The following is a 21,073-nucleotide window of genomic DNA, read 5'->3' on the forward strand; positions in this document are numbered from 1 at the left end:
AGATCAAATGTTGGACCGGGCCCTAGCCCGCCAGCTCGTCACGCCAGGGCGGATTGGCACCGGGGCGGGAAACAGTGACGGCGGCAGCCCGTGCGCCGTAGCCCAGACAGACGCGCAGCTGCTCGGGATCCATCTCACCGCTGGCCGCATCCGCCAGCACGCCGGCCTCGGTCGCGGCGGCCATAAACCCTGCATTGAACGTATCGCCAGCCCCGACAGTATCCGCGACCACCGCCACCTGTGCGGGCACCTCGACCGTGGGGCCGGACCGCAGGAACCCCTTCGCGCCCTTGCTGCCCAGCGTCAGGATCACCAGCCCAGGTCCCATCCCGGCCTCCCCGGCCAGGATCTGGCGGATTTTCTCCTCAATCGGTGCATCGCCGGGATAGATCCAGTGCAGATCTTCATCCGAGACTTTGACGATACCGGCCCCCGCCACCATCGCCGCCAAGCGGCTGCGATAGGCCGCCTCATCCTTGGCAAACCCGGCGCGCACATTGGGGTCGATCATGATGATCCGGCGCCCCCGTTCGCGCGCCGCCAGCGCTGCATAGGTCTCTGCCGCAGCGCCATTGCACAGGGAAATCCCGCCAAAGAACAACGTGTCCACATCCTCGGACAACTCTGGCAACCGGTCAGGACGCAGGCTGGCCCCGGCGGAATTCTCGTCAAAGAAATGATACTCCGCATGACCGTCACGCAGATGCACAAAGGCCAGTGTGGAGGGCTGATCAGATCGTTCTGCAAACCCGTGATCCACATGCGACGCCACCAGCGCCGCCGCCAGCTGCTGGCCAAACAGGTCGCGGGACAGGCCGGTGAACAGCCCGGTCGTCTGCCCCAGACGCCCCAGCGCGATCGCCGTATTGAACACCGCGCCGCCGCAATGGGGCACAAACCCGGTCTGCGCATCCGCGCCATCCACCATGGGCACAGCCCCGGCAACCGGCGCCGGGATCATGTCGATCAGCGCCTCTCCACAACACAGGATCATTCTGTCTCACCTTTCCAGATCACATCCGCAGGAAGGGCCGCAGCGGCCACACGATCCGCGTTGACCATGTCATTGCCCTCCGCCCGTGCCTCTGCCTCGGCATCGCTCAAACCATAGGCCTGCCAGCGCGCCACAAGCCGCTCCCGCAATATGTCGCGCGGAACATCGACCCGTACCGACAGATCCCAAAGCGCCGCCAGATCGCGCCATTCCGGCGCGTCAAACATCAGATAATTGCCCTCGACCACGGCGACCTCAACACCAGCATCGACCCGCGCCGCGCCCGCGATGGCAATATCCCGTGCGCGATCGAATTCGGGGTAGATCACCTCTTCTTCTATCGCCATGGCCGCAATCAACCGCTGAAACCCGGCCTGATCAAAGCTCTCCGGCGCGCCTTTCCTATCACGCAGGTCCATCTCCGACAGCAACCGATTGTCCAGATGGAAGCCGTCCATCGGTACCACCGCAGCCCCTGTGCCATTGGCACAGAGCGCCTGCACCAGCAGCTCTGCCAGGGTGGATTTGCCACTGCCCGGCGCGCCTGCAAGCGCCACCAGACGCCGCGCGCGCCCTTCGGCCACCGGCAACGCCTGCACCTGCGCCACCAGATCCGCCAGTGATGTCACCTCTCGTGTCATGCTGCGGTCAAATCCTCGGATGGCACCTGCGCGCCGGTCATATAGCCGACCGCATCCGACATGCTGTGCTGTTTGGGATCAATCACACACAGCCGCTTGCCCAGCCGATGCACATGGATGCGATCCGCGACCTCAAACACATGAGGCATATTGTGACTGATCAGGATGATCGGGATGCCGCGCGACCGCACGTCCTGGATCAGCTCCAGAACCCGGCGGCTTTCCTTCACGCCCAGCGCCGCCGTCGGCTCGTCCAGAATAATCACCTTGGACCCAAAGGCCGCCGCCCGCGCCACGGCCACGCCCTGACGCTGACCACCCGACAGCGTCTCCACCGCCTGATTGATGTTCTGAATGGTCATCAGCCCCAGCTCATTCAGCTTGTCGCGGGCAATCTGCTCCATCCGCGCGCGATCCAGCTGCCGCAGCAGATTGCCCCGCCAGCCGGGTTTGCGCAGCTCCCGCCCCATGAACATATTGTCGGCAATCGACAGCGCAGGCGACATCGCCAGCGTCTGATAGACCGTCTCGATCCCCTCTTCGCGGGCATCAATCGGCGACTGGAACGCCACCTTTCGCCCCTCCAGCCAGACCTCGCCCGCGTCGGGGACCACCGCGCCGGAAATCGCCTTGATCAGCGAGGATTTCCCGGCGCCATTGTCACCGATCACCGCCAGAATCTCCCCCGGCATCAGATCGAAATCGCAATGGTCCAGCGCCGTGACACGCCCATAGCGCTTTACCAGACCTCGGGCTTTCAAAATGGGTTCCATCAGACCGATACCTTTCTGATCCACTGGTCTACCGCCACCGCGGCAATGATAAGCAGGCCGATCAGCAGATAGGTCCACTGCGCATCCGCCCCCAGCAGGCGCAGCCCCAGGGTAAAGACGCCCACGATCAGCGCGCCGAAGAATGCCCCCAGGATCGAGCCGCGACCGCCAAACAGCGAAATGCCCCCGATCACCACCGCCGTGATGCTCTCGATATTGGCGAGCTGTCCCGAGGTCGGCGAGACCGACCCGATCCGCCCGATCATCGCCCAGCCTGCAAAGGCGCAGATCAGCCCCGACAGCATATAGACCGAGATCAACACGCGGTTCACCTTGACCCCTGACAGCTCCGCCGCCTCCGGGTCATCGCCAACCGCATAGACATGCCGCCCCCAGGCCGTATGCCGCAGCACATAGGCCAGCAGAACCACCAGAATGACCAGGAAAATCACACCATAGGTGAAGACCGCACCACCAATCTTGATCTTCTCGCCAAACAGCTGCAACAGCGGGGCGTCGGTGGCGATCACCTGGCTGCGAATGGTCTCATTTGCAGAATAGAGGAAATTCGTCGCCAGCACGATCTGCCACATGCCCAGCGTCACGATAAACGGCGGCAGCTTCATCCGCGCCACCAGCCAGCCGTTGATAAAGCCGCAGAGGGTGCCGCAGATCAGCCCGCAGACCACCGCGATTTCCGGCGGCACCCCGTAGCGAAAGGTGAACTGACCCATCACCACCGAGCTCAGCACCATGATCGCCCCCACCGACAGGTCGATACCTGCCGTCAGGATCACCAGCGACTGCGCGCAGGCCACAATGCCGACAATGCCCACCTGTTGCAGGATCAGCGTCAGCGCAAAGGGCGAAAAGAACTTCGAGCCCAGCAGCAGCCCAAAGACGATCACCGACAGCACCAGCACGATCAGCGGCACCAGCGATGGCGTCACATGCAGCAGATGCTGCAACCGGCTGATAAAGGAGGCCTCTCCCTGGTCAAAATCCGCAACGGCCTCGGGGCTGCCGCTGGCCGCCGCTTCATAGCTGTGGGGCGTGGTCATATCTGTCTCCGTAAGATCCGGCGTCCGATGGGCCTGACACCCACAGCCGGGGATGCGGCTGCGACAGGGATCGCAGCGGTGCAGAAGGGGCGATGTTTCCACCGCCCCCATGGCTCGCCTTGGCTAACAGCCCCTTGTCTGGCCTGCCTCTAAGGGGTGTGTCACCTGATCACCCCCAGCAGAGGTTCATGCCCTCTTCGGTGTCGATGCTCTCGACGCCCTCGGCAGGCTGATCGGTCACCAGCGCCACGCCGGTGTCAAAGAACGCCTTGCCCGGTGTCGGCGCAGGCTTCTCACCCGTGGTGGCCCAGGCGCTGATCGCCTCGATCCCCTTGGACGCCATCAGCAGCGGATACTGCTGCGAGGTCGCACCGATGACGCCGTCCTTGATGTTCTGCACGCCGGGACAGCCGCCATCGACCGAGACAATCAGCACGTCGTTTTCACGCCCGATTGCCTTCAGCGCCTCATAGGCACCGGCAGCGGCGGGTTCATTGATGGTATAGACCACATTGATCATCGGGTCCTTCGCCAGCAGGTTCTCCATCGCGCGGCGACCGCCCTCTTCATTGCCTGCGGTGATGTCATTGCCGACAATGCGCGGATCGGTCTCATCGCCCCATTTGTTGGGATCGCCAAGATCAATGCCGAACCCCTGCAGGAAGCCCTGATCGCGCAGCACGCCCACGGTGGGCTGGCTGACAGCAAGGTCCAGCATCGCGATCTTGGCATTGGCAGCCTCATCGCCAAGGCTCGCCGCCGCCCATTTGCCAATCAGCTCACCAGCCAGGAAATTGTCGGTGGCAAATGTCGCATCGGCCGAGTCGATTGGCTCCAGCGGCGTGTCCAGCGCAATCACCACCAGCCCCGCATCGCGCGCCTGCTGCACCGCAGGCACGATCGACGAGGTGTCAGAGGCGGTCAGCAGGATGCCCTTGGCGCCATCGGCAATGCAGGTCTCAATCGCGGCAACCTGGGTTTCATGGTCGCCATCCACCTTCCCGGCAAAGCTCTTGAGCGTCATGCCCAGCTCCGCCGCCTTGGCCTCGGCGCCCTCTTTCATCTTGACGAAAAACGGATTGGTATCGGTCTTGGTGATCAGGCAGGCCGTCACACCCTCTGCGGCAAAGGCGCTGCCGGTCATGGCAGCAATTCCAACGGCTGTTCCCAGTAGGATATTCTTCATGATGTCCTCCCTCAGCATCACAACGCAACAAAACAGGACGGGCAAACCGTCGTGTCGCCCATAGTGGGCCGTGATTCTGGCCTCTCTGTCAATATATAAATCAACTTGACTTATTAAGTCGATCTTCGCACTTTTCTTAGGTCTCAAAGCGTGATTAGGGTCCGCCGCATGGAACATGAGCAAGTCAGATCCCTGAGCGGCGGCGTCAATCAGACCGGCGTGCGCGTCTTCAACGAACGGCTGATCCTGTCCCTGCTGCAACGCCACGGCCCGATGCCCGGCAGCGCGCTGGCCCGTGGCACCGGCCTGTCGCCGCAGACTGTCTCTGTCATCCTGCGCAAACTGGAAACCGACGGGCTGTTGCAGCGTGGCGAAACGCAGCGCGGCCGGGTCGGCAAACCTTCGGTCCCTATGGGCCTCAACCCCGATGGCCTGTTTTCCTACGGGCTGAAAATCGGCCGCCGCAGTGTCGAAGTGCTCTTGATGGATGTCTGCGGTGCGGTACGCCAGCAGCTGCGCCTGCGCTACCCCTATCCCACCCCCGCCGTGGTCTTTGATTTCCTGCGCGACAGCATCGCCCAGATGGAGGCCGCGCTGCCCGCAGACCTGCTGCCCCGCATCTGCGGCATTGGCGTGGCAGCCCCCTTTCAGCTTTGGACCTGGCACGCCCAGATCAATGCCCCGGCAGAGGCGCTTGCGGCTTGGCAAACGGTTGATTTCGCGTCTGAAATATCGCGCTTCAGCACCCTGCCCGTACATGTCGTGAATGACGCAACCGCCGCCTGCCGCGCCGAACATATGTATGGCCGGGGCAAGGCCTATCGCGATTATGCCTATTTCTTTGTCGGCGCCTTTATCGGCGGTGGCGTGGTGCTGAACCACCGGGTGCTTGAGGGCAATCAGGGCAATGCCGGCGCGCTTGGGTCCCTGTCGATGCTGGGTCCGGACGGGCAGGAAACCAAGCTGCTGGATCTCGCCTCCATCCATCTGCTCGAACAGCGGCTGCGCGATGCGGGCAAGGATCCCGGCCAGCTCTGGCAGCTGCCGATGCACTGGTCCGGGTTCGAGGCGGAGCTGACCCCCTGGCTCGATCAGGCCGCCGACGCCATCGCCCGCGCCAGCCTCGCCACCTGCGCGGTCATCGACTTCGAGGCGGTGCTGATCGACGGCGCCCTGCCCGACAGCGTGCGCAGCGCCCTGGTCGAGCGTACCCGCGCCGCGCTCACCTCTCTGGATGCCCGTGGCCTGATCCTGCCGCGCATCGACCCCGGTGCCATCGGCCCCAACGCCCGCGCCATCGGCGCTGCCAGCGGCCCGATCATCTCGCAATATCTGCTCGACACCAACTCGGTGTTCAACGCCGCCCTGTGATCGCCATCAGCCGCAACAGGCCCGCGCAAAGACATCATTGGGATAGGCTTGATCCGCGATCAAAAACCGTGTCTCGCCAATCCGGTCAAAACCTTGCGACAGGTAAAACCCCTTGGCGGGCGCGTTCTCGGCATTGCTGGCCAGCCAGACGGATTGCACGCCCTCCTCCACGCAATATTCCAGCCCCGCCCGCAGCAAGGCAGTCCCAATGCCCCGCCCGTGGTGGCGCGGCTGCACATAGAGCGTTGTGATCTCCACATCCGAACAGCCTGGCACAGGCCCCGGACTGCCCCGACTGATGCGGATATAGCCATCAATGCCGACCCTATTTTGCGAGACGATAAAATGCTCCTGCGGGTTCGCCAGATGCGCCTCAAACCGCGCCGCCGTCAGCTCTGCCAGTGCATAATCGGCAAAAAACCCGCTCACCCCTTCACGCAGATAGGTCCCGATCCAGACCTCCAGCGACAGCGCCGCCAAGCTGGAGGCATCCGCCACATCTGCAACCCGCAGGGTAAAGTCGGGATGGTCGGTCACGTCAATGGGTCCTTTCTCTCATCGGAAATTCAGCGTGGGAATATGATGGGCAAGGTTCTGGTTTGGCGCGGCCCGCGCCTGTCAGCCGGGCAAACGGCAGTCTACACCGTCAAATCTCCTCAACATCCATCACCCCGTCCAGCGACTTTAGGGCGCCTTTGATCTGGGGATTGATGGGGAAGGGCTGGCCCAGATCCATCTCAACGTCACCGGGCAGGCCGGGATCCTGCAGGTACATATAGACCTCCCCGCGCGAGGCGTTGCGGGCAGCTTTCTTGGCGTCTTCCAGCACCTGCGCCACCGTCGCCACTGCGCTTGCCTGCGAGATATAGACCCGCAGCGAACTGCGGCCGGCATCGGCAATCGCCGCATCCACCGGCCCGACAGATCGCACCAGCAGCTTCAGCTGATCGCTTTCCATCGTGGCCTCGGCGGTGATCACCACCTTGGCACCGGTTTCCAGGTATTCGCGTGATTTCTCCAGCACTTCGGAAAACAGCGTGACCTCATAGCCGCCGCTGGTGTCCGACAGCTGGGCAAAGGCAAAACGGTTGCCGCGCGCCGATTTGCGTTCCTGCCGCCCGGCCACAACCCCGGCCATCTTCGCCATGAAGGGACCGCGCTCTGCTTTGGCCGTGACCTCGTCCAGCGTCATCACATCCTTGCGTTTAAGCGCAGGCATGTAGTCGTCCAGCGGGTGGCCCGAGAGGTAGAAACCAATCGCCTTGAACTCCTCCGACAGCCGTTCGGCGGGCAGCCAGTCGGGCACGTTGGGCAGCCGCGGCTCCGGCAGGTCCTCGCCCGCCTCGCCAAACAGCGACACCTGGCTGGAATTCCGCTGGTCATGCACCGCAGCGGAGTAATCCACCAGCGCGCCGAGGCTCTCAAACACCCGGCGCCGGTTGCTGTCCAGCTGGTCAAAGCCGCCCGCCCGCGCCAGCATTTCCAGCGGACGCTTGCCGACCTTTTTCAGATCTACCCGGCGGGCAAAATCAAACAGCGTGGCAAAGGGTTTGTCCTGCCCACTCTCGCGCCGCGCCGTTGTCACCAGCCGCATCGCCTCGACACCGACGTTTTTCAGCGCGCCCAGCGCATAGACCAGCTCGCCCTTGACCACATTGAATGTCGCCTCGGAGCGGTTCACACAGGGCGGCACATAGGGCAGGCTCAGGCCTTTTTTGACCTCTTCGAAATAGATCGCCAGCTTATCCGTCAGATGGATATCACAGTTCATGACGCCGGCCATGAACTCCACCGGGTGGTTCGCCTTCAGCCAGCCGGTCTGGTAGCTGACCACCGCATAGGCCGCCGCGTGCGATTTGTTAAAGCCGTAGTTGGCGAATTTCTCCAGAAGGTCGAACACCTCCGACGCCTTCTTGGCAGGCACGCCGTTTTCTGCCGCCCCCTTTTCAAATTTGGGACGTTCGGCGTCCATCGCCTCCTTGATCTTCTTACCCATGGCGCGGCGCAATAGGTCCGCACCGCCAAGGGTATAATTCGCCATCACCTGGGCGATCTGCATCACCTGTTCCTGATAGACGATAATGCCTTGGGTTTCCTCAAGGATATGGTCGATCAGCGGATGCACCGACTGGATCTTGCGCAGTCCATTCTTGACCTCGCAATAGACCGGGATGTTCTCCATCGGACCCGGACGATAGAGCGCCACCAGCGCCACGATATCCTCGATACAGGTGGGTTTCATGCGCTTTAGCGCATCCATCATGCCGGTGGATTCCACCTGGAACACCGCCACCGTCTTGGCCCGCGAATAAAGGTCATAGGTAACGGCATCGTCCAGCGGGATGGCGTTGATCTGGTTCTCCGCCCCCTCCGGCGGATCATAAAGCTGGGTGCCATCGGCGGCGACATGCAGATCGCGGCCCGACTGGAAAATCAGGTCCATCGCGTTCTGAATGACGGTGAGTGTCTTCAGGCCGAGGAAGTCGAACTTCACCAGCCCGGCCTGTTCCACCCATTTCATGTTGAACTGGGTGGCGGGCATGTCCGAGCGCGGATCGCGGTAAAGCGGCACCAGCGCATCCAGTGGCCGGTCACCGATCACCACACCGGCTGCGTGGGTGCCCGCTGATCGCAACAGCCCCTCAACCTGCATGCCGTATTTCAACAGCCGGTCGACAACCTCTTCGTTCTCCGCCTCCTCGCGCAGCCGCGGCTCTTCGCGCAGACTGTCCACAATCGACATCGGTTTCACGCCTTCGACCGGGATCAGCTTCGACAGCCGATCCACCTGGCCATAGGGCATCTGCAGAACCCGCCCCATATCGCGCACCGCCGCCTTCGACAGCAGCGCGCCAAAGGTGATGATCTGCCCCACCTTGTCGCGGCCATATTTCTCCTGCACGTATTTGATCACCTCTTCGCGGCGATCCATGCAGAAGTCGATGTCGAAGTCGGGCATCGACACCCGTTCGGGGTTGAGAAAGCGTTCGAACAGCAAGCTGTAGCGCAGCGGGTCAAGGTCGGTAATCGTCAGCGCATAGGCCACGAGCGAGCCCGCACCGGAACCCCGCCCCGGCCCCACCGGAATGTCGTGATCCTTGGCCCATTGGATAAAGTCCGCAACGATCAGGAAATAGCCGGGGAACCCCATCCCCTCGATGATGCCCAGCTCAAAATCCAGCCGCTCCTGATACTCCTCGACGCTGACGGCATGGGGGATCACGGCGAGACGTTTTTGCAGCCCCTCATTGGCGATGCGGCGCAATTCGGCCACCTCGTCATCGGCAAACTTCGGCAGGATCGGATCGCGCCGATAGGCCATGAAAGCGCAGCGTTTGGCGATCTCCACGGTGTTTTCCAGCGCCTCGGGCAGGTCGGCAAACAGCGCGACCATTTCCTCCTGGCTCTTGAAGTAATGCTGCGCGGTCAGCCTGCGGCGCGGCTCCACCTGATCGACATAGGCGCCTTCCGCGATACAGATCATCGCATCATGGGCCTCATACATTTCCGTGTTGGGGAAATAGACATCATTGGTGGCAACCAGCGGCAGGTCCATCGCATAGGCCATCTCGATATGGCCCCGCTCGGTCAGCTGTTCAGCTTCAGGCTGGCCGTGTTCGCCCGGATGGCGCTGCAACTCCACATAAAGCCGATCTGGAAAGATCGCTTTCAGCCGCTGCATCAGGGCCTCTGCCGCCGGGCGCTGCCCCTGCTGCAACAGCCGCCCCACCGGCCCATCCGGCCCGCCGCTCAGACAGATCACATCGCCTGCATATTGCGCCAGCTCCTCCAGCGTCACATGCGGCAGCTCGCTGCCCTGCCGCAGATAGAGGCAGGAATTGAGCTTCATCAGATGCTCATAGCCGGTCTCGCTCTGCGCCAGCAGCACCAGCGGCGCTGGCGGTTTGGGCCGCTCGCCCGGGGCAGGCTCGGCAGACCGCAGATCGACCTGGCAGCCGATGATCGGCTGCACCCCTGCGCCACTGGCCGACACCGAAAACTCCAGCGCCGAGAACAGGTTGTTGCTGTCGGTCACCGCAATCGCGGGCATCTCGTGCTTCTTGCACAGGTCCGGCAGCTTCTTCAGCCGCAATGCGCCTTCCAGAAGCGAATATTCGGTATGGGTGCGCAGGTGAATGAATCGGGGAGAGCTTGTCATCCCGTCAAGCTAGCGTCAGCGCCGCCAAGGTTAAAGCGGTTCCGCACCGGAGAAGCCGCGACCCTGCCCATCCCCCGTTCCGCCGCGCAGGTTTCACCCGATGCCGTAATATTCAGCGATTATTATTCTGCTTTCTTTGAAAGTCTTATCGAACCCAACCATCAACGCCGCGACAATCTGACCTAAAGTCGTTCAAAAATAACAGCATACGCCGGTATTCAGCAAGGATCTTGCGCCCCGCGTCGACTCCATGGCAGAGTCACTTTTCCTTGCCAGAACAACAGCCTGCTTTCTAGGCTATCGGCAACGGAACCACCAAGGCCCGCCATGTCTTCTACGTCGCATCGAAGGGATGGCACCAAGGGAAAACCAGAGTAACGCGACGGGTTTCTGACATGACAATCACCTTTCGGCTGAACGGTGAAGAGGTCGCGCTGACGGAGGTTTCTCCGACGGCGACGCTGCTGGACTGGCTGCGCGAAGAGCGCGGGCTGACCGGCACCAAAGAAGGCTGCAACGAGGGCGACTGCGGCGCCTGCACCGTGATGGTGACCGACGCCAAAGGCGCCAAACCGCTCAATGCCTGCATCCTGTTCCTGCCGCAGCTGCACGGCAAATCCATCCGCACCGTCGAAGGCGCGGCCGGCCCCGATGGCCAGCTGCATCCGGTGCAGGAGGCGATGATCACCCACCACGGCAGCCAATGCGGTTTCTGCACGCCGGGGTTCATCATGTCGATGGTGACCGCCCACAAAAATGGCGCCTCGGATCACGACGACCAGCTGGCAGGCAATCTCTGCCGCTGCACCGGCTATGCGCCGATCATCCGCGCCGCCGAAGCCGCCAGCGCCGAACCCGTCCCCGACTGGATCCACGGCGAAGATGCCATCAGCCTGCCTGACACAGGCGGCGATGCCACGTCTCTGCGCCCCACCTCCGCCGACCAGCTGGCCGCCGCCTATGCTGCCTGCCCGGACGCGACGCTGATTGCAGGCGCCACGGATGTGGGTCTCTGGGTGACCAAACAGCTGCGCGATCTGTCGGATGTGATTTTCCTCGATGGCTGCGATGACCTGAAAGAGATCACCGAACAGCCCGACGGCAGCCTGCGTATCGGTGCGATGGTGGATATGAACCAGCTGCGCAGCGCCCTCGCCGCGCGGCATCCGTCTTATGGCGAAATGCTGCGCCGCTTTGCCAGCCAGCAGGTGCGCGCCGCCGCCACCATCGGCGGCAATATCGCCAATGGCTCCCCCATCGGGGACAATCCGCCCGCGCTGATCGCACTTGGTGCAACGCTGGAGCTGCGCAAGGGCGACAGCCGCCGCAGCCTGCCGCTTGAGGATTTCTTCATCGACTATGGCAAGCAGGACCGCCAGCCCGGTGAATTTGTCGAGGCGATCACCCTGCCCGCACGCCTGAAGGGGCAGACCGATGGCTTGCGCGTCTACAAGCTCTCCAAACGGTTCGATCAGGATATCTCCGCCGTTCTGGGCGCCTTTAACCTGACGGTCGACGCGGGCCGGATCACCGCCGCGCGCATCGCCTTTGGCGGCATGGCGGGCGTGCCCAAACGCGCCAGCCACGTGGAGGCCGCCCTGATTGGTCAAGACCTGTCGGCCGCAACACTCGCCACCGCGCGGGGCGAATTTGCCCGCGACTTCACCCCGATGAACGATATGCGCGCCTCGGCCGATTACCGGCTGGAGGCTGCGGCAAATATGCTCGCACGCTACTTTGACGATCTGGGCCAGACAAGCGCACCCACACATGTGCTGGAGGTGAAGTGATGGCTGTTGCAAAACCCCTCCCCCATGATGCGGCACGGCTGCATGTGACCGGTCAGGCGCGCTATGTCGATGACATCCCGACCCCGCGCGACACCCTGCATCTGGCCTTTGGCCTTTCAACCGTGGCCCATGGTGATATCACCGCACTGGAGCTGGACGCCGTGCGCCAGAGCAATGGCGTGGTTGCCGTGCTGACGGCGGAAGATCTGCCGTTTGACAATGACGTCTCGCCGTCTGCCCATGACGAGCCGCTGCTGGCCAAGGGGTCTGTCCACTATATCGGCCAGCCGGTGTTTCTGGTGGTGGCAACCTCCCATCGTGCTGCGCGGGTGGCCGCGCGCAAAGGTCAGGTCAGCTACGCCGAACGCCCGGCCCTCCTGACGCTGGAGGATGCGCTGGCCGCCGACAGCCGGTTTGAAGACGGCCCACGCATCTACAGCAAAGGCGACGCAGGCAGCGCCATCTCCGCCGCCGCCCATGTGGTCGAAGACACGTTCGACATTGGCGGGCAGGAGCATTTCTACCTCGAAGGTCAGGCCGCCCTCGCCCAGCCGCAGGAAGATGGCGGCATGCTGGTCAACTCCTCGACCCAGCACCCGACCGAGATCCAGCATAAGGTGGCCGAGGCCATCGGCCTGCCGATGCACAGCGTGCGGGTTGAGACCCGGCGCATGGGTGGCGGCTTTGGTGGCAAGGAAAGTCAGGGCAACGCGCTGGCCGTCGCCTGCGCCATCGCCGCACGCGCCACCGGTCGGACCTGCAAGATGCGCTATGACCGCGACGACGACATGACCATCACCGGCAAGCGTCACGCCTTTCGCATTTCCTACCGCGCGGGCTTTGACGCCGAGGGGCGCATTCTGGGGGTTGAGTTCACCCATCTGGTCGATTGCGGCTGGGCACAGGATCTGTCGCTGCCGGTGGCCGACCGCGCCATGCTGCACAGCGACAACGCCTATGCGATCCCCGCGATCCGCATCGAAAGCCACCGGCTGAAGACCAACCGGCAGAGCGCCACCGCCTATCGCGGCTTTGGCGGTCCGCAGGGGATGGTCGGGATCGAGCGGGTGATGGATCACGCGGCCCATAAGCTGGGGCTGGATCCGGTCGATCTGCGCATGAAGAACTATTACGATGCCCCCCAAACGGCGGGCGACGGGGGCGCTGCCCCCCGGCCTGCGGCCTCCCCCCGGGATATTTCCGGCCAGAAGATATCCGGCCAGAAGACGGACAATACCACGCCCTACGGGATGGAGGTCACCGATTTCGAGCTGCACGGGATGACCCGGCAGCTGCTGGAGAGCGCGGATTATGCCGCGCGCAAGGCCGAGATCGCCAAATGGAACGCCGGGAATGAGCGGCTCAAGCGCGGGATTGCGTTTTCTCCGGTCAAATTCGGCATTTCCTTCACCCTCACCCATCTCAATCAGGCGGGTGCGCTGGTGCATGTCTATCAGGACGGCTCGGTCCATCTGAACCATGGCGGCACCGAGATGGGGCAAGGCCTGTTCCAGAAGGTGGCACAGGTGGCCGCCAGCCGTTTTGGCATCGGGCTGGAAAAGGTGAAGATCACCGCCACCGACACGGCCAAAGTGCCCAATACCTCGGCCACCGCCGCCTCCTCCGGCACCGATCTGAACGGGATGGCGGTAAAGGCCGCCTGCGACAGCATTCGCGACCGTATGGCCGATCATCTGGCCGAGCGCTATCAGGTCACCGCAGCGGAGGTGGTGTTTGCCGATGATGAGGTGCGGATCGGCGCCGAGGCCCTGCCCTTCGCCCGTGCAGCACAGATCTGCTATGAGGGGCGTATCAGCCTGTCGGCCACCGGGTTCTACAAGACGCCGAAACTGGAATGGGACCGCATTCAGGGCAAGGGGCGGCCGTTTTTCTACTTTGCCTATGGCGCTGCGATCACCGAAGTTGTCGTCGACCGCCTGACCGGCGAAAACCGCATTCTGCGCGCCGACGTGCTGCATGATGCCGGCGCCTCGCTGAACCCGGCGCTGGATATCGGCCAGGTCGAAGGCGCCTATGTGCAGGGTGCAGGCTGGCTCACCACAGAGGAACTGGTCTGGGATCAGACCGGCAATCTGCGCACCCATGCGCCCTCCACCTACAAGATCCCCGCCTGTTCGGATCGCCCCGATGTGTTCAATGTGGCTCTTTGGGACGGCGAGAACCGCGAGGACAGCATCTATCGCTCCAAAGCGGTGGGAGAGCCGCCCTTTATGCTGGGGATTTCCGCCTGGCTGGCGCTTGGTGATGCGGTCGGGCACTTCGCGCCCGCCTATCCTGCGCTCAATGCCCCCGCCACGGCGGAGGAGATCTGGCGCGCGGTGCGTCGCATCGCGCCGGGGGCCTGAGCCATGGGGTTTGATCTTCAGGATCTGCGCCGCAGGATCGGCGCCCATGGCACGGTGGTGCGGGTGGTGATTGCCGCCATCCGCGGCTCTTCCCCGCGTGAGGTGGGCGCCGCCATGCTGGTCTGGGACGACGGCCAGTCCGGCACCATCGGCGGGGGCGCGCTGGAGCATGAGGCCGCCGAGGCTGCCCGCCGCCAGTTGCAGGATGGCAAGACCCGTTTGCAGACCATCCGCGCGCTTGGCCCGGATCTGGGGCAATGCTGCGGCGGCTCCGTCACCCTGTGGAGCGAGATCTACCGCGCTGCCGATCTGGACCGGCTGGATGGCGATGTGATCCTGCGCGCCCTGTCCACCGAGCTGGGCGAGCCGGGCGAGCCACCCCTAGGCCTGCGCCGCAAGCTGGCGCTGGCCCGCAGCCAGGGGCAGCGGCCCGACGCGCAGCTGGCTGACGGCTGGCTGCTGGAACCGGTCCATCGTGCCGAAACCCCGCTGTGGATCTGGGGGGCGGGCCATGTCGGCCGCGCTCTGGTTGATGTGCTGGCGCCGCTGCCGGATCTCGACATCACCTGGGTAGATACCGGCCCTGACCGTTTTCCCGCCCGGATCCCGCCCTCAGTCACTATGGTTCCGGCGGCGGAACCTGCGGCACTGGTGCCGCATGCCCCTGAAAATGCACGGCATTTGGTGCTTACCTATTCCCATGCGCTGGATCTGGCGCTATGCCACGCCTTATTGCTGCGCGGCTTTGCCTTTGCCGGGGTGATCGGATCTGCCACCAAATGGGCACGGTTCCGGTCGCGGCTGGCGGATCTTGGCCACCGGCCCGAGCAGATCGCCCGGCTCACCTGCCCGATCGGGGATCCCGGCCTTGGCAAACATCCGCAGATGATTGCGGTCGGGGTCGCGGCAGAGCTCTTGCGGATGGGCGCAACAGACGAGTTGAAGAAGGACAGACGCGCGTGACCCAACCTCTCCTGAGCCTGCAAGGTTTGACAAAGGCCTATCCTGGTGTTGTTGCCAACGATACGGTCTCCTTTGATATCGGCGCGGGAGAGGTTCATGCCCTGCTCGGCGAAAACGGCGCCGGGAAATCGACGCTGGTCAAGATGATCTACGGGCTGGTGAAACCGGACAGCGGTACCATGCTGCTGCGCGGCGCCCCCTATGCCCCAGCCGAGCCGCGACAGGCACGGGCGGATGGCATCGCGATGGTGTTTCAGCATTTTTCGCTGTTTGACGCGCTGAACGTGGCGGAGAACATCGCCCTTGGCATGGAACAGCCGCCTGCCCTGCGCGATCTGGCCAGCCGCATCCGCGAGGTTTCGGAAACCTATGGCCTGCCGCTGGACCCCTATCGCACGGTGGGCGATCTCTCTGCCGGCGAACGCCAGCGGGTGGAGATCATCCGCTGCCTGTTGCAGGACCCCAAGCTGCTGATCATGGATGAGCCGACCTCGGTTCTCACCCCGCAGGAGGTGGATATCCTGTTCCAGACCTTGCAGAAGCTGCGCTCCGAGGGCACCTCGATCCTGTATATTTCGCACAAGCTGGAAGAGATCCGCACGCTCTGTGATCACGCCACCATCCTGCGGCTGGGCAAGAATGTCGGCGAATGTGTCCCCTCTGAAACCTCGGCCCGCGATATGGCCGAGCTGATGGTGGGCACCGCGCTGCAGACACCGGAGCGCGCGGGCCGCGATCTGGGCGATGTGGCGCTGGATATCACCGGCCTGTCGGTGCCTGCGCCCTCGGCCTTTGGCACGGCGCTGAAGAATGTGCATATGACCGTCCGCCAGGGCGAAATCCTCGGCATTGGCGGGGTGGCGGGCAATGGCCAGGACGAGCTTCTAGGCGTTCTGTCCGGCGAAACCACCACCGCTGCCGATGCGGTCAAGATGCATGGCGCGCCGGTCGGCCACCTTGGCCCTGTTGCGCGTCGTCGCCTGGGTATTCTGGCCGCGCCGGAGGAGCGTCTCGGCCATGCCGCCGCACCGGATATGAGCCTGACGGAAAATGCCATGCTGACCGCCGCCACCCGCGAAGGCCTGTCCAGCAACGGCTTTCTGAAATGGGGGCTGGCCAAGGAATTTGCCGAAAAGGTCATCAAGAATTTCGACGTGCGCACCCCCGGACCTGAAAACGCGGCGCGTTCGCTGTCGGGGGGCAATCTTCAGAAATTCGTCATTGGCCGCGAGGTGCTGCAAAACCCTGAGGTTCTGGTGGTGAACCAGCCGACCTGGGGTGTGGATGCCGCCGCCGCCGCCGCGATCCGCCAGTCGCTGCTGGATCTGGCCGCCGGGGGCACTGCGGTAATCTGCATCAGCCAGGATCTGGATGAGCTGATGGAGATTGCCGACAGTTTTGCCGCCCTGAACGAAGGCCGCCTGAGCGCGCCGCGCCCCACAACCGGGCTGAGCGTCGATGAAATCGGCCTGATGATGGGGGGAGCACATGGGATGGAGGTCGCGCATGTCTAGCCTCGCAGCCGGGCGTGCCCATCCCGGCCGCAGCGCGGGCTGCCGGGTCGGGAGTGTGAGTATTTTTGGAAAGATGACAGGCACGCAGGCACAGATCTGCGACCGGGGGGGACAACAACAATGATCCGGCTAGAAAAGAGACCACAGCCCTCGCGGGTCTGGTCGATGGCGACGCCGCTGGTGGCGGTGCTGGCGACCATGATCGCGGGCGGGCTTTTGTTTGCGGCCCTTGGCAAGAACCCGGTTGAGGCGATCCGCACCATTTTCTGGGATCCGCTGTTTGGCGAATTTGCTTTTTACTACCGCCCGCAGCTCTTGGTGAAGGGCGCGCCACTGGTGCTGATCGCCATCGGCCTGTCGCTGGGCTTTCGCGCGGGTATCTGGAACATCGGCGCCGAGGGCCAGTATATCATGGGCGCCATCTGTGGCGCCGGGGCTGGCCTTGCCTATTACCCTACAGACTCGGCACTTATCTTTCCCTTGATGGTGGTGGCAGGCGCGCTGGGGGGCTGGGCCTGGGCGATGATCCCCGCAGTGCTGAAAACCCGCTTTGGCACCAATGAAATCCTGGTCTCGCTGATGCTGGTCTATGTGGCCGAGCAGTTTCTCGCCTCGGTCTCGCTGGGATTGCTGAAAAACCCCGAGGGCTTTGGCTTTCCCGGCTCGCGCAACCTGCAATCCTGGGACAGCGCCCATAACGCCGAGCTGATCACGGGCACCGGCATGCACTGGGGTGTTGTGGCGGCGCTGATCGCGGTGATCTTTGCCTATGTGCTGCTCAACCGTCACATGCTGGGTTATCACATCCGCCTGACTGGCGAGGCGCCACGTGCCGCGCGTTTTGCGGGCGTGAACCCCACCCGGCTGGTGCTGTTCTGCCTTGGCACCTCCGGCGCGCTGGCGGGTCTTGCGGGTCTGTTTGAGGTCTCCGGCCCCTCTGGCCAGATCTCCATCGATTTCAACGTCGGCTACGGGTTTACCGCCATTATCGTCGCCTTTCTGGGCCGGTTGCACCCTGTCGGCATCCTGCTGGCGGGTGGTCTGATGGCGCTGACCTATATCGGCGGCGATATCGCGCAGTCCAACATGGGCCTGCCTTCGGCGGCGATCCAGGTGTTTCAGGGGATGCTGTTGTTCTTCCTTCTGGCGCTGGATCTCCTGACCAATTTCCGCATTGCGCTCAGCAAACCCGAGGTGGTGTGACATGGATCTTTCTGCAATCAACCCGGTCCTGCTCATCGCCTCGCTGATGGTGGCGGCCACACCGATCCTGATCGCTGCCATTGGCGAATTGGTGGTGGAGAAATCAGGCGTTCTGAACCTTGGCGTCGAAGGCATGATGATCACCGGCGCCATCGCAGGCTTTGCCACCGCGGTGGAGACCGGCTCGCCCCTGATCGGGTTCCTTGCCGCCGCTGTTGCCGGGGCAGCGCTGTCGGTTCTGTTTGGCTTTCTGACCCTTGTGGCGCAGGCCAATCAGGTGGCCTCCGGTCTGGCGCTGACGCTGTTCGGCCTCGGCCTGTCGGCGCTGATGGGGCAATCCTACGTCGGTGTGAAACCGCCACAGATGAGCGACATCCACATCCCCGTCCTGAGCGACCTGCCGGTGATTGGCCCGATCCTCTTTGGCCATGACATCATCCTCTATTTCGGCATCGCGCTGACCGCCGCAGTCTGGGCGCTGCTGAAATTCTCTCGCGCCGGACTGGTGCTGCGCGCGGTGGGGGAAAACCACGATGCCGCCCATGCGCTGGGGTATAAGGTGATCCGCATCCGCCTGATGGCGATCATGTTCGGTGGCGCCTGTGCCGGTATCGGCGGGGCCTACATCAGCCTTATCCGGGTGCCGCAATGGACCGAAGGCATGACCGCGGGCGTGGGCTGGATTGCGCTGGCGCTGGTGGTCTTTGCCAGCTGGAAACCCTGGCGCGCACTCCTTGGTGCCTATCTTTTTGGCGGCGTCACCGTGGTGCAGCTCAATCTGCAAGCGGCAGGCGTTGCCATCCCGGTGGAGTATCTGGCAATGTCGCCCTACGTGATCACAATTATCGTGCTTGTCATTCTTTCGGCGGACAAAAGCAGCGCACCTGCCGCCCTTGGCCGCAACTTCCACGCCTCCCGCTGACGGGGGGCTTTTCACTGCCCCGCTGTCGGGGTCAATAGATGCAACTGGGGAGAACCTGATGAAACTGACCAACCTTCTGACCAGCGCCGCCGTGGCGCTTGGCCTGGCCACCGGTGCGGCCTTGGCCGAGGACAAGACCAAAGTGGGCTTTGTCTATGTCGGCCCTGTCGGTGACGGTGGCTGGACCTATGAACACGATCAGGGCCGCAAGGCCGTGGTTGCGGAATTCGGCGACAAGGTCGAAACCGTCTATGTCGAGAACGTCGCAGAAGGCCCCGATGCCGAGCGCGTGATGACCCAGATGGCGCTGGAAGGTGCGGATCTCATCTTCACCACCTCCTTTGGCTACATGGATCCCACCATCAACGTCGCCAAGAAATTCCCGAACGTGAAGTTCGAGCACGCCACCGGCTACAAGCGCGCCGACAACGTCTCGACCTACTCCGCCCGCTTCTACGAGGGCCGCGCGGTTCAGGGCCACATTGCCGGCCAGATGACGGAGTCGAACATCATCGGCTACATCGGCTCCTACCCGATCCCCGAAGTGATCCGCGGCATCAACTCGGCCTATCTGCACGCCAAGAAGGTGAACCCCGACGTCCAGTTCAAGATCGTCTGGGCCTTCACCTGGTTTGATCCCGCAAAAGAGGCTGATGCCGCCAAGGTGCTGATCGAACAGGGAGCTGACGTGATCCTGCAGCACACCGATTCCACCGCACCGCAGGCCGCCGCACAGGCCGCAGGCAATGTGATCACCTTTGGTCAGGCGTCCGATATGGCCGAATACGGGCCCAAGCCGCGCGTCTCCTCGATCATCGACAATTGGGCGCCCTATTACATCGCCCGCACCAAGGCCGTGATCGACGGCACCTGGACAAGCAGCGACACCTGGGACGGCATTGGCGCCGGCATGGTTGGCATCGGTGAAATCTCCGATGCGGTTCCCGCTGATGTGAAAGCCTCCGCACTGGAGCTGAAAGCCGCGCTGGCCGATGGCTCCTACCACGCCTTCACCGGCCCGATCAAAAAGCAGGACGGCTCCGACTGGCTGGCCGAAGGCGAGACCGCCGATGACGGCACCCTGGCCGGCATGAACTTCTACGTCGAAGGCCTGGAAGGCGACATTCCGCAATAAGCCGCCACCGCCTTCAGATGACCCGCAGCAGAAAGGCCCGCCAGTCCGGCGGGCCTTTTTCATAGCGGCCGTCGCTGTTCCTCTCGCGCGACCGCAGGGCAAATGCCGCCGTCTAGATGCTGCCCGCCGTTTCAATGACAAGCGCCCGCACCGGCCCATCGGGATGCGCCACATGTTCATCGCCGCTCTCGGCATGAAAGATGTCACCCGGCAGCAGGCGCAGGATACGCTCGGCCCCGTCGATGCGAACATGCATGTCGACCTCTCCGTCCAGCACGACAAAGACCTCAGGGCCATCGTTGACATGCCATTTATACGGCGCGTCAGTCCAATGCAGCCGCACGGTTGCATCGCTTATGCGTTCGATATCCAGCGCGTCCCAGGCCTTTTCGCCCGTAAACGCCGTTGCGGTGATCTTCTTCATGCCCTACCCCCGGCTGCTGTGGTTGATGTGGTTCATCTCAACTGCGATGTTACGGCTGCGGCAACGGATCGGATACTTGCGTTCCGACATGATCAGCCTGCCAATCGGGGAATTCAACGTGGATCGGACGGACAAACGGATATTGGCGGTTCTGGAACGGAACGCCCGCACCAGCGCTGCCGAAATCGGGCGCCAGATCGGCCTGTCCCGGACCGCGGTTCAGGACCGGCTGTCGAAGCTTGAGACACGTGGCGTGATCAGCGGATATCGGGTTCAGCTATCGGAGCCTCAGGACGACCTGATCCGGGCGGTCCTCTTCGTCAGAATTGCGGTCCGCCCATGCACCGATGCGCTGACCTGGATGGCCTCGCTCGAGGGCGTGCAGGAGGTGATGTCTCTGTCCGGTGAGATCGACGCCATCGTCAGATGTGCCGTGCCGGATGTCGCCGCGCTGACGGCGCTCAATGACAGGATCGGGGCCAGCGACTGGATTGCCGGTTCGAACTCGAACGTGGTGCTGCGCACCCTCCGATAATCCCGCGCAGATGCCGGCCGCAGATCTCGGGTCCGC

General features: G+C 63.2%; 17 protein-coding genes. 9 read left to right on the plus strand and 8 right to left on the minus strand.

Annotated elements, in window-relative coordinates:
- Positions 1 to 22 precede the first annotated feature (22 nt).
- The 5 genes from VWY60_RS14245 to VWY60_RS14265 form a co-directional block, all read right to left on the minus strand.
- A complete protein-coding gene (locus VWY60_RS14245; protein ID WP_416540898.1) occupies positions 23 to 994 on the minus strand; it encodes a carbohydrate kinase family protein in 972 nt (323 codons plus the stop codon).
- A complete protein-coding gene (locus VWY60_RS14250; protein ID WP_102870413.1) occupies positions 991 to 1,635 on the minus strand; it encodes a nucleoside/nucleotide kinase family protein in 645 nt (214 codons plus the stop codon). The genes VWY60_RS14245 and VWY60_RS14250 overlap by 4 nt, the downstream gene beginning before the upstream one ends.
- Positions 1,632 to 2,408 (minus strand): ATP-binding cassette domain-containing protein, encoded by a 777-nt coding sequence (locus tag VWY60_RS14255; protein WP_416540899.1) that lies wholly within the window; start codon positions 2,406 to 2,408, stop codon positions 1,632 to 1,634. The genes VWY60_RS14250 and VWY60_RS14255 overlap by 4 nt, the downstream gene beginning before the upstream one ends.
- A complete protein-coding gene (locus VWY60_RS14260; protein ID WP_340547454.1) occupies positions 2,408 to 3,469 on the minus strand; it encodes an ABC transporter permease in 1,062 nt (353 codons plus the stop codon). The genes VWY60_RS14255 and VWY60_RS14260 overlap by 1 nt, the downstream gene beginning before the upstream one ends.
- 169 nt (positions 3,470 to 3,638) lie before the next feature.
- Complete coding sequence (locus VWY60_RS14265) at positions 3,639 to 4,655, minus strand: sugar ABC transporter substrate-binding protein (RefSeq protein WP_416540900.1); 1,017 nt, start codon at positions 4,653 to 4,655, stop codon at positions 3,639 to 3,641.
- Positions 4,656 to 4,823: 168 nt separating this feature from the next.
- Between VWY60_RS14265 and VWY60_RS14270 the strand changes: the two genes are divergently transcribed.
- Positions 4,824 to 6,026, plus strand: a complete 1,203-nt coding sequence (locus tag VWY60_RS14270) for an ROK family transcriptional regulator (protein ID WP_416540901.1) — start codon at positions 4,824 to 4,826, stop codon at positions 6,024 to 6,026.
- 6 nt (positions 6,027 to 6,032) lie between these two features.
- Here VWY60_RS14270 and VWY60_RS14275 read toward each other — a convergent pair whose 3' ends face one another.
- Both VWY60_RS14275 and dnaE read right to left on the minus strand, forming a co-directional pair.
- Positions 6,033 to 6,563, minus strand: a complete 531-nt coding sequence (locus tag VWY60_RS14275) for a GNAT family N-acetyltransferase (protein WP_416540902.1) — start codon at positions 6,561 to 6,563, stop codon at positions 6,033 to 6,035.
- 109 nt (positions 6,564 to 6,672) lie between these two features.
- Positions 6,673 to 10,185 carry a DNA polymerase III subunit alpha gene (gene dnaE, locus VWY60_RS14280; RefSeq protein ID WP_340547458.1) on the minus strand — a complete coding sequence of 1,171 codons (3,513 nt, stop codon included), beginning with the start codon at positions 10,183 to 10,185 and terminating at the stop codon, positions 6,673 to 6,675.
- Positions 10,186 to 10,580: 395 nt separating this feature from the next.
- Between dnaE and xdhA the strand changes: the two genes are divergently transcribed.
- From xdhA to VWY60_RS14315, 7 genes are all read left to right on the plus strand, one after another.
- Positions 10,581 to 11,975 carry a xanthine dehydrogenase small subunit gene (gene xdhA / locus VWY60_RS14285; RefSeq protein ID WP_416540903.1) on the plus strand — a complete coding sequence of 465 codons (1,395 nt, stop codon included), beginning with the start codon at positions 10,581 to 10,583 and terminating at the stop codon, positions 11,973 to 11,975.
- Entirely contained in the window at positions 11,975 to 14,341 is a 2,367-nt protein-coding gene (gene xdhB / locus VWY60_RS14290) for a xanthine dehydrogenase molybdopterin binding subunit (protein ID WP_416540904.1), read from the plus strand. Before xdhA ends, xdhB begins: the two co-directional genes overlap by 1 nt.
- Before the next feature lie 3 nt (positions 14,342 to 14,344).
- The gene (xdhC, locus tag VWY60_RS14295; protein ID WP_416540905.1) at positions 14,345 to 15,304 is read left to right on the plus strand and encodes a xanthine dehydrogenase accessory protein XdhC; all 960 of its coding nucleotides are present in this window, start codon (positions 14,345 to 14,347) and stop codon (positions 15,302 to 15,304) included.
- Positions 15,301 to 16,818 carry an ABC transporter ATP-binding protein gene (locus tag VWY60_RS14300; protein ID WP_416540906.1) on the plus strand — a complete coding sequence of 506 codons (1,518 nt, stop codon included), beginning with the start codon at positions 15,301 to 15,303 and terminating at the stop codon, positions 16,816 to 16,818. The genes xdhC and VWY60_RS14300 overlap by 4 nt, the downstream gene beginning before the upstream one ends.
- 120 nt (positions 16,819 to 16,938) lie before the next feature.
- The gene (locus VWY60_RS14305; protein WP_416540907.1) at positions 16,939 to 18,021 is read left to right on the plus strand and encodes an ABC transporter permease; all 1,083 of its coding nucleotides are present in this window, start codon (positions 16,939 to 16,941) and stop codon (positions 18,019 to 18,021) included.
- 1 nt (position 18,022) lies between these two features.
- Entirely contained in the window at positions 18,023 to 18,943 is a 921-nt protein-coding gene (locus VWY60_RS14310; RefSeq protein ID WP_340547464.1) for an ABC transporter permease, read from the plus strand.
- Positions 18,944 to 19,001: 58 nt separating this feature from the next.
- Complete coding sequence (locus VWY60_RS14315) at positions 19,002 to 20,078, plus strand: BMP family ABC transporter substrate-binding protein (RefSeq protein ID WP_416537545.1); 1,077 nt, start codon at positions 19,002 to 19,004, stop codon at positions 20,076 to 20,078.
- Positions 20,079 to 20,190: 112 nt separating this feature from the next.
- Here VWY60_RS14315 and VWY60_RS14320 read toward each other — a convergent pair whose 3' ends face one another.
- Complete coding sequence (locus tag VWY60_RS14320) at positions 20,191 to 20,502, minus strand: cupin domain-containing protein (protein WP_340547466.1); 312 nt, start codon at positions 20,500 to 20,502, stop codon at positions 20,191 to 20,193.
- Between VWY60_RS14320 and VWY60_RS14325 the strand changes: the two genes are divergently transcribed.
- Positions 20,501 to 21,037 (plus strand): Lrp/AsnC family transcriptional regulator, encoded by a 537-nt coding sequence (locus VWY60_RS14325; RefSeq protein WP_416540908.1) that lies wholly within the window; start codon positions 20,501 to 20,503, stop codon positions 21,035 to 21,037. The genes VWY60_RS14320 and VWY60_RS14325 overlap by 2 nt on opposite strands.
- Positions 21,038 to 21,073 lie beyond the last annotated feature (36 nt).

It is taken from the genome of Phaeobacter sp. JH20_26 (assembly GCF_048056275.1).
Classification (GTDB): domain Bacteria; phylum Pseudomonadota; class Alphaproteobacteria; order Rhodobacterales; family Rhodobacteraceae; genus Phaeobacter; species Phaeobacter bryozoorum.